This is a genomic window from Vibrio sp. 10N.247.310.17, assembly GCF_041466605.1.
Classification (GTDB): Bacteria; Pseudomonadota; Gammaproteobacteria; order Enterobacterales; family Vibrionaceae; genus Vibrio; species Vibrio tasmaniensis_A.
This window is the reverse complement of sequence record NZ_JBFSTC010000013.1, coordinates 42,940-54,812: the sequence shown is the minus strand read 5'-3', so window position 1 is coordinate 54,812 and position 11,873 is coordinate 42,940. Positions and strand designations below refer to the sequence as shown.

Annotated in this window: 8 protein-coding genes; 3 read left to right on the top strand and 5 right to left on the bottom strand. The window is 45.6% G+C overall.

The features are described 5' to 3' along the window. Window positions 1–13: 13 nt before the first annotated feature. The 3 genes from AB6D80_RS06405 to AB6D80_RS06395 all read right to left on the bottom strand — a co-directional run bounded on the left by AB6D80_RS06405 (window position 14) and on the right by AB6D80_RS06395 (window position 4,975). Entirely contained in the window at window positions 14–1,021 is a 1,008-nt protein-coding gene (locus AB6D80_RS06405; protein WP_009846150.1) for a LacI family DNA-binding transcriptional regulator, read from the bottom strand. Between the two features lie 446 nt (window positions 1,022–1,467). Next, window positions 1,468–3,486, bottom strand: a complete 2,019-nt coding sequence (locus tag AB6D80_RS06400; protein WP_372188061.1) for a methyl-accepting chemotaxis protein — start codon at window positions 3,484–3,486, stop codon at window positions 1,468–1,470. Between the two features lie 199 nt (window positions 3,487–3,685). After that, a complete protein-coding gene (locus tag AB6D80_RS06395) occupies window positions 3,686–4,975 on the bottom strand; it encodes a carbohydrate porin (RefSeq protein ID WP_121602075.1) in 1,290 nt (429 codons plus the stop codon). A gap of 128 nt (window positions 4,976–5,103) precedes the next feature. Between AB6D80_RS06395 and AB6D80_RS06390 the strand changes: the two genes are divergently transcribed. Further along, window positions 5,104–5,319, top strand: a complete 216-nt coding sequence (locus tag AB6D80_RS06390; protein WP_372188059.1) for a hypothetical protein — start codon at window positions 5,104–5,106, stop codon at window positions 5,317–5,319. Window positions 5,320–5,348: 29 nt separating this feature from the next. On the opposite strand, the gene AB6D80_RS06385 is transcribed toward AB6D80_RS06390, so the two are convergent. Beyond that, window positions 5,349–7,409 carry a prolyl oligopeptidase family protein gene (locus AB6D80_RS06385; protein WP_372188058.1) on the bottom strand — a complete coding sequence of 687 codons (2,061 nt, stop codon included), beginning with the start codon at window positions 7,407–7,409 and terminating at the stop codon, window positions 5,349–5,351. Window positions 7,410–7,420: 11 nt separating this feature from the next. Then, window positions 7,421–8,338 carry a LysR family transcriptional regulator gene (locus tag AB6D80_RS06380; protein WP_017081288.1) on the bottom strand — a complete coding sequence of 306 codons (918 nt, stop codon included), beginning with the start codon at window positions 8,336–8,338 and terminating at the stop codon, window positions 7,421–7,423. A 247-nt stretch (window positions 8,339–8,585) separates the two neighbouring features. On the opposite strand from AB6D80_RS06380, the gene AB6D80_RS06375 reads away from it, so the two are divergent. Together AB6D80_RS06375 and lldD are read left to right on the top strand one after the other, a co-directional pair. Continuing rightward, window positions 8,586–10,292 carry an L-lactate permease gene (locus AB6D80_RS06375; protein WP_372188057.1) on the top strand — a complete coding sequence of 569 codons (1,707 nt, stop codon included), beginning with the start codon at window positions 8,586–8,588 and terminating at the stop codon, window positions 10,290–10,292. 312 nt (window positions 10,293–10,604) lie between these two features. Continuing rightward, entirely contained in the window at window positions 10,605–11,744 is a 1,140-nt protein-coding gene (gene lldD, locus AB6D80_RS06370; RefSeq protein ID WP_017083007.1) for an FMN-dependent L-lactate dehydrogenase LldD, read from the top strand. Window positions 11,745–11,873: the final 129 nt, after the last annotated feature.

Genomic DNA, 11,873 nt, shown 5'->3' with positions numbered 1-11,873 from the left:
ATCCTTAATATTTTTATAGGGTAACTGGTAAATCCGATACCGAGTTTCTAGTGACCAACGTCGGCAGCAATTTAAAGTTCACGTCATGTTTTATTTTTTTTAGCTTCTGTAGAGTGAGCTGTACTGCTTCAACGCTCATCTCTTCAATAGGGAAATTAATGGTGGTCAAACTAGGGGTCAGATAGCGCGCGAAGATGGTGTTATCGAAGCCCACCAGTGATACATCTTTAGGAACAGACAGTCCCTCTTGATGCAACACCTCGAAGGCGCCAAATGCCATGTGGTCATTCGAAGCAAATACTGCTGTGAAATGACACTTACGATTAATCAGCTTCTTCATAGCACTGATGCCCGTCTCTTCAGTAAAGCCCGCTTCCGAGACTAATGCTTCATCGTATGGCACACCCGCTTCTTCCAAGGCCTTTCGATACCCCTGCAAACGCCCCCTAGCATCTGCTTTATCTAAAGGCCCGGTAATACACGCGATATCTGTATGTCCCTTTTGCAAAAGATATTGAGTAGCGAGTAGCCCCCCGACTTCGTTATCAATATCAATGCAACTCATCGCCATTTCTGGGATGAAGCGGTTAATTAAAACCACAGGGGTCCCCTGTTCTTCCAATTCAATTAAATAATCATCACTGAGCAGTTGAGTATGAAGAATCAAAGCATCAACACGACGCCCCAACAGAAACTCCACAGACTCACGTTGCCCTTGCTCAGTATTCGAACCCGCTGTAACCACAGCGTGGTAACCAAAGCGGCGTAGGTTCTCTTCTATGCAATGCAAAATGCCTGAATAGAAAGAACCGCCAAGTTCTGGAACAACAACACCCACACTACCAGTACGACTTGAAGCCAAGGCTTGAGCGATAGAGTTCGGGCGATAACCCAGCTCCTTGATCGCTTTTTCAACCTTTAATTTCTTGTCATGACTGACTCTGCTAGTGCCATTAATAACCCTAGACACTGTCGCCTGAGACACACCTGCATGTTCTGATACGTGTTTAATTGTTGCCACTCGAACCTCGATACTTCATTAGCTTGTAACCGCTTACAAAACGATTATTAAAGAAAGGCGTCTTGGTTGAAGTGAGTGTCATCACACTAAAGTTGGAGGTAAAAAGGCCAGTTGTGGAAATCATGAAAGCGCTTACAGATTACCTTCACACCATGAAACTGTTTCATGGGATTATTGTTCATATTATCAAGATGGCGCTCGGTTACTTGTTCGTCAGATCAAACAAGTCCGCCTAAATCCATTTTTTGAAAACGTCATTTGATGATGAATCCGCAGCTGACGGCAATATACACGGGGAAAGTGACCTTGTTATTTCAATGGCCTTTCGAAATTGTATGAGAACATTTCACGGTGATTTTTAGCTCAAAGCCTTTTCATCAAAAAACCAGATACGAAAACACCCAGCGGAAGGCTGGGCGTGAAATCATGGAAGAAATTAACTGGCTCTAATCTTGGTGATTAGATGATTCCGCTAACTTAAACTCTTGAGTTAATGAGAATTGCTGTTGCGACATGGTTTCAAGCTGTTGACCGTGGGAAAAAAGCACTTGGGAACGTTGCGAGTTATCTTCAGCCAAGGTGTGTATCTGACTGATATTTTGAGTGACTTGAGAGGCAACGACTTGATGCTCTGTCGTCGCGGTCGCGATTTGATGACTCCTTTGCTCAACCTCATTAAGCAGATCAGACACCGTCGATATCGAGTGATTCACTTCGCCGGTTTGTTCTACGCATTGAACCATACCCACCACGCACTGATTGATCTGTTCAACCGCCAGTTTAGAGCTAGTTTGCAACTGCTCGATCTTGTTGTGTATCTCTTGTGTAGAAGCATTAGTTTTGGCCGCTAACACGCGAACCTCATCCGCAACCACAGAGAAACCACGCCCTTGCTCTCCAGCTCGCGCAGCTTCTATTGCCGCATTCAACGCCAGTAAATTGGTTTGCTCAGAGATCCCAGATATCACATCCAGAATGGACCCAATACTGGCGCTTTCGCTTTCAAGCTGACCAATGGTCGCCGTTGATTCCGCCAGCTTATTTTCTAAGCTGCCCATCAATTCAACGCTTTTATCCATGGTCTTTTGCCCATCACTGGAACTGGATACCGCGTCGGTCACTAGCGTTAGAGTTTGATTGGCCGCCTGAGTGATTTCCGTCACTGAGCACTCAATTTGTTCCATCGCTGTCGCTACCATCACCGTTTGATTGGTTTGTTCTTGCATCGCCTCACGTAGGGAACGACTGGTGCTTTGGTTTTCAAGGGAAGCTTCCTTCAAACGTGTTGAGGAGTAGCGCATGTTGTCAATCATTTGGGTCAGGTGACTGATCACCAAATTGACTTTATCGCTCACCAAACCAAATTCATTATTGGCTTGATACTGAACCATCACGCTCAAGTCTTTTTTGGTGACTTGGTCTAGTGCACTTTGCAGTAATTTACTTGGCTTGCGAATCCCTTTAGCGATGTTCAGCCCGATTAGCAGCGCAATAAAAACCGACCCAATAGCAATGATGGCCTGCATCAACAGTGCTTGATGAGAGAAGTCCATCGACTCGTGATATAAACGTTTAGCCGTGTCTTCCGCATACATAGAAAGCTCATCAAAATGGCTTAACTGCACATCAATGAGCTGTTCGATCTCCACTCTTTGCTGAGCAATGCTCTCATGTAGCTTCACGGTTTCCATATGCGTTGACACAGATCCTTGCGCTGAAAATACATGTGAAGCGAGCAGTGATAAAGACTGTTTACTGCGACGTAACAAAGATGAGTCCAGATTATCCAAATCTGATACAGCTTGTTCGAATCGCTCTTTACGACTTTGTAGACGACGCTCAACACCACGAACCTCCGATGACGTTTGCAGAGAGAAAGCTTCATTCGCTTCTGCGGCAATCAAACTCAACTGAACCAACAAGGCTTCTACCGCTTTTTGCGTGTTACCCGAACTCGTACTCGCCAATTGATTAACCAAGGTGTTATTGAGTTGTCCTACCACAGATTGAAATTGTTCCTGATCCATCGAACCGAGATCTTTACTATCCAAATAAGAGACGTATAAGTTCAAGGACTGCTCTACCTTATTGATGGTGGCAACGCCCGTTTCTTCAATATTTTGGAGTATGGGTTCAAGTGGTGAGCCCGATTCAGCCTTGCCATCAAACCAATTTAACTGCTGCTGATATTGCTCGATATTACTCAAAACGGTTTGTTTCAGCGGTTCGAGCTCATCAATGTAGTTGGCGGATAAATAGGGAGTAGTGCTGCGATTAATGTCCAAAAAACGAATGGTGAGCGTGGAGGATTGGAGCATTAAAGGAGTGGCTTGTTGAGTGATGGTTTCGATATGTGTGGTTATGTTCTTGTTACTGCTAATACTCAACCATGCGCTACCAAGCATGATTACGATCAGCGTGAAGAAACCTAAATAAACTCGAGACACGATGGAAGAAAGTCTCATCGTTATTCCTTGATCTAGTGGCGAAAAAAAAGGCACAAAAATGTGCCCAAGAATGGAGTTAATTGAAACGTGCCCTAATCAATCTGCCTTTAGGGCTAAAATGGACAGTATTACGTGCTCTTAACAAGCATAGATATTTGAAAGCATAGCTCCTTGAAAATATGCCAAATTCAAAGAGCAGCGCTTTCTATACCTGTGATTACCACCAAGCTTCAAACATTGCGCCGAACGACAATGTATCAACATTGGTTGTCTTCACTGTGTTGCCTTTCGTTTCTACATCACCCACGGTTGTGTAGAAGCGAAGCATTGGACGACTCCAAGGTAAGCCACCTAGAGAAACGTTTTGAGACAGCGTTACTTTCCACGCATTCTCTTCACCGTCGTCATCGTAATCAACCATGCCATAGCCAGCTTCTAACCATGTAGAGTGAACATCATCCCATTGGTACTGTGGACGAACGATACCCGCGTATTCAGTATTCTCACGATCTAAGTCTGAGCCAGAATTGTCTTTGTAAGACACTAAGTAATCAATGATGAACTGTTCAGATGCAGCGTAGCTACCCTCAACACTTGCATACAAAGTCTGGTAATCACCTTTAAGGTCATATACCGATGAATCGGCACCGTCACCGTACTTAACAACCAACTTGTTAGACTCACCCAAGCCTAATGTTGCACCTACCAAGTAAGCCGTTTCATCACTGACTTTTGGATCACCCGCTACGTCTGAGTCTGCTTCATCTGAAGCAAAACCATAGTTTGCATATAGGTCTAGTTGACCGATACCCGCGTTAATTGAGTGAAGTTTAGAAGTAATTGCGTATCGACCGTTGTCATTTACGAGGCCGCCTTTTACTTGGCCTACAAAGCCCATATCTAGCTTCGCGCCGCCGAAATCTAGGTTGTTAAAGCCAGCGCCTTGACCATCGTGTGTCATCCAGAAGTAATCATTCAAACCTTGTTGCGGACGTTGATGGAAGTCGCGACCAGCCCACATGTAAAGTTCTGGTTGGCTTTCAAATACGTTAGTTACACCAGCGTACATTTTTTTCATGCTCAAGCCGCCGTCGTCAGCCCAAGCGTCTGCTTCCCAGTGGTCAGCCATGAATACGACGTCCCAAATCGCACCGTTGTCAGCTTGGAAAAGCTTAGCTAACTGAACCTCACCACCATTGGCTTCGTTACCCAAACGACCGACAGAACGACCTGTTGTACCGATGTCTACGTAACGCTCATCACCGCTCTTGTAGTGAGCGCCGTAACGAGCATAACCAGAGAAGACGATGCCTTCTGGCACCTTAGTTTCTGCAGTTAGAACAGCGGGCTGTTGATCGTTGACATAATCAATATCCACAACCTTAGATTCTAACTCTTGGATTCGTTTTTCTAATGCTTCGATATTAGTATCAGCAGCAAAAGAAGAGAGTGAAGCAAGCGATGCCGCCACTGCGACCGTTATTGGCAAAAGCTTAAATTTTTGCATTGTATTTCCCTATTATTTTTTTGAGTTTTCATCGAACAGGGAAATATTAAGCAATGAAAGAGTTGAAAAGTTGATCGCTGTTCACACTGATAAATCAGCTTAAATGCCATGAAACTTTTAGAAAATCCATGACGAAAACTACTGATTTCAGATCAACAGGTTATAGTAAAAAATGCGTAAAATATCAGCTTGAAATCGCTTTCATTTCATCAGTAATGGTGGCGGCTATCACGGAAAAGAGTGTCGAAAAGCAAAGAGAACGAGGTGTGAATTTGATTGGTTTTCATATATATGAAAAACCTCAAAATCTAAGGCAGATTTTGAGGCTTTTTGGTCTGAGTTAAATACCCAGTTATCTAAAATCAAGTATTCGCTACAATGAATCTAGAGCCTCAATTCCCATATTGAACAGGGTAAATGCGTAGATATCAGCAGTGAGATCGATAGCTTTACTCAGCGGCATACCGGCCCCATGCCCTGCATTAACATCAATACGAATCATCACAGGCGCGCCACCTTCATGCTTATCTTGCAGCTCTGAAATGAATTTATAAGAGTGAGCTGGCACCACACGGTCGTCGTGATCAGCGGTCGTAACCAGTGTTGCTGGGTAATCGACACCTCGTACAACGTTATGAACCGGAGAGTAACCCAGCAGGTATTCGAACATCTCTTTATTTTGCGCTGACGTGCCGTAATCGTACGCCCAGCCTTCGCCAGACGTGAATGTGTGGTAACGCAACATGTCCAACACCCCAACCGCAGGCAAAGCCACTTGGAACAGCTCAGGCCTTTGTGTCATGCAAGCGCCTACCAACAAACCGCCGTTAGAACCGCCGCGAATCGCTAACTTATCGCTGCACGTGTAGTTTTCTTCGATTAAGAACTCCGCAGCAGCAATGAAGTCATCAAATACATTCTGTTTTTGTTGTTGTGTACCCGCTTTGTGCCACGCCTTACCGTATTCGCCACCACCACGTAAGTTCGGCACTGCATACACACCACCCAGTTCCAGCCAACTGCCCACCGTTCCCGAGAAGGAAGGGGTTAGGCTAACGTTAAAGCCACCATAGGCGTACAACATGGTTGGAGTATTACCATCTAACACTAATCCCTTCTTATAAGAGATAAGCATCGGAACCTTGGTGCCATCCTTCGAGGTATAGAAGACTTGTTTAGACTCAAATTGATCCGACTCAAACGGAGACTCAGAGCGTTGGTAGATTTCAGAGCTTCCAAATTCAACATCAAAAGAGAAAATCGTAGGCGACGTTACATAGTTGGTAAAGGTGTAATGAAGCTGGGTTTGCTCTTTTTTACCACCCAAACCACTAGCCGTTCCTAGCCCGGGTAAATGAATTTCACGAACTAGGTTACCTTGGTAATCCAGCTGCTCAATCTTAGACACCACATCGACCATGTAATGAGCAAACAAGTAACCACCGCCAGTGCTGATATCTAACGGCTGTGGCTTTTCAGGAATGATATCGAGCCACTGTTGACTGCGAGTATCAAAGCTCACGACCTTGCCATTAGGCGCATCGAGATTGGTGTATAAAATAAAGACTTCATCTTGGTTATCGATGAGGTACGTATCGCTATCCACATGATCAATCAGCGTGTTCAGCGATTGTTCTTGTGAATTTAAATCGATATAGAACAGCCTGTTACCCGATGTCGACTCTCGCCCTAGAATGATCAAGTAACGGTCGTCTTCGGTGGTATAGCCTGATACATAGCGGTGCTGCTCAGCGTTGTTCTCACCAAAAACCACTTTGTCGCTAGCTTGCTCTGTACCCAACTCATGGAAGTAAAGTTTGTGCTGTTCGGTACGTGCAGAAAGCTGGCTACCGTCAGGCTTGTCGTAGCTAGAGTAATAAAAGCCACGATTACCCAACCAAGAGATGCCAGTAAATTTCGCGTCAGTGATTTCGGCTTCGAGCTGTTGTTTGGTCTCGGTATCGATAACAAAAATCTTGCGCCAGTCGCTACCACCCTCTGAAATACTGTACGCCACAAGGCTGTAATCTTTAGAAAACGACACCGAACCCAGTGATGTAGTGCCATCTTCCGAGAAAGTGTTCGGGTCTAGGAAAATTTCTTCTTGTTGCCCTTCTTTGTGACGATAGAGAATGCTGTGATTTTGCAGGCCATCATTCTTATAGAAATAGGTGTAATCTCCGCGCACAAACGGTTGCGAGCTCTTTTTGTAGTCTTGTGCTTTCGCTAATCGCTCTCGCAGTTCAGAGCGATACGGAATTTGAGCAAGGTAATCGAACGTGACCTCATTTTGGCTCGCCACCCACTGCGCGGTTTCGTCGCTTCTGTCGTCTTCTAACCAGCGATAAGGGTCTTCAACTATGTGATCAAAATAGTCATCGCTGACGATCTGTTTATTGGTGGCTGGATATTGATACTCTTTTAAATAGCTCATCGTGATCCTTATTAAAAATAATGTGAAATCGTCAGGTAACGCGTTCTGATGTGTTCAATCAATAACTTAATCTTGTTCGGTGGCTGGCGCGTAAAGGGGTACACCGCATAAATACCGAGCTTCTTGCCGACTAAGTCAGGGAAGATGTCCACCAGCTGGCCGTTACGAATGTCGTGATAAACCAGACAACGCGGCACATACGCGACCCCATGACCGCCCAACGCCGCCTTTCTTAATGCCGTCGCATTATCAGTAGAAAAAGAGCCCGAGACGCGCACGATGTATTTATCGTTATCGGTAAAGCCATCTTTGCTATGCAGAAATTGCCACTCACTGGCACCCGTTGTTTGATATGCGTATTGCAGACAATTATGCTCAACCAAATCCTTGGGCTGCATCGGCTTACCATTCTTGGCGATATAAGACGGAGAAGCACACACCACCCATTGAGAATCCAAGATATGACGGGCAATTAAGCTGGAGTCTTCCAAGTAGCCGGTTCGAATCACTAAGTCGAGGCCATCATCAACCAGATCCACAAAGCGATTGTTAAGAGACATATCGACCGTTAAACCTGGGTGCATATTACAAAACTCGGCAACAGCGTCTGCCAGAATCAAATCTCCGGAGATAGTAGGCACTGACATTTTGATATGACCACTAACATTTTCACCAAAGCCTGAAACTGCGTCCATAGCCTCTTGAGCCGCCTGCTTCACATTTTTGGCTCCGTGTAACATTGCCTTACCCGCCTCGGTAAGCGTCAATTTACGCGTGGTTCGATATAATAGCTGCACGCCAATCTCTTCTTCCAAACGCGCAATTCTCTTACTAACTACCGAATTTGTAAGGTTATTTTGTTCTGCCACCTTACTAAAACTGCCCAGCTCTACTACCTGTGAAAACAGGATCAAATCGTCTGCTCGCATTTGATTATGCCAATTTTGGAATTAATTATTTTCATTATTTCCCTATATCAATAAAAAATAAAGGGGTAAATTCACGCCAAATTAACAAAACAATTACAAAAACAGCTTTTGCAATCACATCGGTTACAAATAAAGCGACTCTAATTACAACAATTGAATCCTCGAGATTCAGATTACACCTACAAAACTAATGACGTGTTATTCACTTCAAACATGAACGTTTGAAAACAAGTACGAGGAAGTACCCATGAGTGAAACTCTACTAGCATTATTGGCCTTTTCGCCAATAGTTGTTGCAGCGATTCTGCTGGTTGGCCTTAACTGGCCTGCAAAAAAAGCGATGCCCGTGGCATTTGCGTTAACCGTTGCTATCGCCCTATTCGCATGGGATATGTCTAGCACTCGCGTGCTGGCTTCAGTATTCCAAGGCTTCGGCATTACCGTGTCGGTTCTCTGGATTGTGTTTGGCGCCATCTTCTTATTAAACACTTTGAAACACACCGGAGCTATCACCACCATCCGCAACGGATTTACTGACATATCAGCAGACCGTCGTGTACAAGCGATCATCATCGCTTGGTGTTTTGGTTCATTCATTGAGGGCGCATCTGGCTTCGGCACACCCGCTGCAATCGCCGCTCCCTTACTCGTTGCAATCGGCTTCCCAGCATTAGCTGCGGTACTGATGGGCATGATGATTCAATCTACACCAGTATCATTCGGCGCAGTTGGTACTCCTATCATTGTTGGCGTAAACAAAGGTTTGGATACGCATAACATTGGTGAAAGCCTGATTGCCAATGGTTCAACATGGGATGCTTACCTACAACAGATCACATCAAGTGTTGCGATCATCCACGCCTGCGTTGGTGTGATGATTCCTGTATTGATGGCGATGATGCTGACTCGCTTCTTCGGTAAGAACAAAAGCTGGACTGAAGGTCTTGATATCCTGCCATTCGCACTGTTCGCAGGTGCTGCTTTCACCATTCCTTACGCACTAACGGGGGTTTTCCTTGGCGCTGAATTCCCATCACTGATTGGTGGTTTGGTTGGCCTTGCGATTGTTGTAACAGCAGCAAAACGCGGCTTCCTAGTACCTAAATCAAAATGGGACTTTGAAAGCGAAGACAAGTGGCCAGCAGAATGGCTAGGCTCTTTGAAAATCGATCTAGATGACACTCATTCAAACAGTAAGCAAGGTCATAAGAAAATGAGCATGGCGATGGCGTGGGCACCTTACGTGCTGCTCGCTGTCACTCTCGTTGCTAGCCGTGTGAGCCCTGAGTTCAAAGGCCTACTTAAGAGCGTTAGCCTTTCTTTCAGCAACATCCTAGGCGAGACAGGCGTAAGCACAGCGATTCAACCTCTGTATCTACCTGGCGGTATCTTGGTATTCGTCGCACTGGTTGCTGTTCTAATGCAATCACACAGCGCAGCTCCACTATCTAAAGCGTTTGGGGAATCGAGCAAGACTCTGATAGGTGCTGGCTTTGTGTTGGTGTTCACCATCCCAATGGTACGTATCTTCATTAACTCTGGTGTTAACGGCGCTGATTTAGCAAGTATGCCAGTAACCACTGCAAACTTTGCAGCTGACTTAGTTGGTGGTGCGTTCCCAGCGTTAAGTGCCACGGTTGGTGCGTTAGGTGCCTTCATTGCAGGTTCGAACACCGTTTCAAACATGATGTTCAGCCAGTTCCAATTCGAAGTAGCACAAACACTGTCGATCTCTAGTGCAGTGGTTGTTGCTCTGCAAGCCGTTGGTGCAGCAGCAGGTAACATGATTGCGATTCACAACGTGGTAGCCGCATCGGCGACCGTGGGCTTGTTAGGACGCGAAGGCGCAACACTACGTAAGACAATCATCCCAACATTCTACTACTTGGTGATGACAGGAATCATCGGCCTAGTGGTTATCTACGGCTTCAAAATGACAGACGCACTTATGTAAACCATAAGTCGTTACAAAAGCACTTGGCGTTAATACTCAATTCCCCGACTGCAACACCGTCTAATAAGACAGTTGATGAGTTTCGGAATGGATACTAAAACACATCAACACCCCGGGTATTAACGCCATTTTATTGCTTAACTGTTTCACTGTTTATTTGCTTCACAGGTTAATTGCTTCACTGGTTATTTTATTTATCGATGAGTTGCTTCACCGATTAAGAAACAACAAACGCTTACTTTTCAAGAATTAAAGCAGCCCAAGCCAAGCTCTCAGAGAAGGGCAACATCCCAAGAATTTAGGACTGAAATTATGATCATATCCGCATCGACTGATTACCGCGCCGCAGCAAAAGCGAAATTACCACCGTTTCTTTTCCACTACATTGACGGCGGTTCTTACGGAGAACATACCCTACGCCGCAACACGGCCGATCTTGCAGAGATCGCACTCAAGCAGCGTGTACTTAATGACATGTCGGACCTAAATTTGGAAACCGAATTGTTTGGCGAAAAGCTAGCGATGCCGATTGCATTAGCTCCTGTTGGTTTAACAGGTATGTACGCACGACGTGGTGAAGTACAAGCAGCAAAAGCCGCCGACAACAAAGGCATCCCTTTTACCATGTCGACCGTATCGGTATGCCCGATCGAAGAAGTCGCGCCTAAGATTGAGCGCCCAATGTGGTTCCAACTTTACGTGCTAAAAGACCGTGGCTTCATGAAGAACGTATTGGAACGTGCCAAAGCGGCAGGCGTAACAACGCTGGTATTTACGGTAGACATGCCAGTACCTGGCGCTCGCTACCGTGATATGCACTCAGGAATGAGCGGTCCAAATGCAGCAATACGTCGTGTATTCCAATCTATGCGTCATCCTAGCTGGGCAGTTGATGTTGGCCTTTTGGGTAAACCACACGATCTTGGCAACATTTCGACTTATCGCGGTTCTCCAACCAAACTAGAAGACTACATCGGTTGGTTGGGTGACAACTTCGACCCGTCGATTTCATGGAAAGACCTAGAGTGGATCCGTGACTTCTGGGACGGCCCGATGGTCATCAAAGGCATTCTTGATGAAGAAGATGCAAAAGACGCCGTGAGATTTGGCGCAGACGGTATCGTAGTTTCAAACCACGGCGGCCGTCAGCTGGATGGTGTTCTATCGAGTGCTAAAGCACTGCCTGCAATTGCAGACGCAGTAAAAGGCGACACTAAGATTCTGGTCGACTCAGGCATTCGTACTGGCTTAGATGTAGTTCGCATGATGGCGATGGGCGCAGACTGCACCTTACTTGGTCGCTCTTTCGTCTACGCGTTAGCAGCGCAGGGACAAGCAGGTGTTGAGAACCTACTCGACCTTTACGACAAAGAGATGCGCGTTGCGATGACTCTAACTGGCGCCAAGACAATCAAAGACTTAACTCGTGATTCTCTGGTGGGGCTAGACTAAACCTCAACGATTTAGGTTCGGATTCGGACTAATGCTTTGGTCTACTTAGACTGAAGTTCAATCGGTGTCACAGCAATTCCACTGCCGTTGTGACACCGTTTAAGCACTGGAAAATAAAATAAAAAGCTA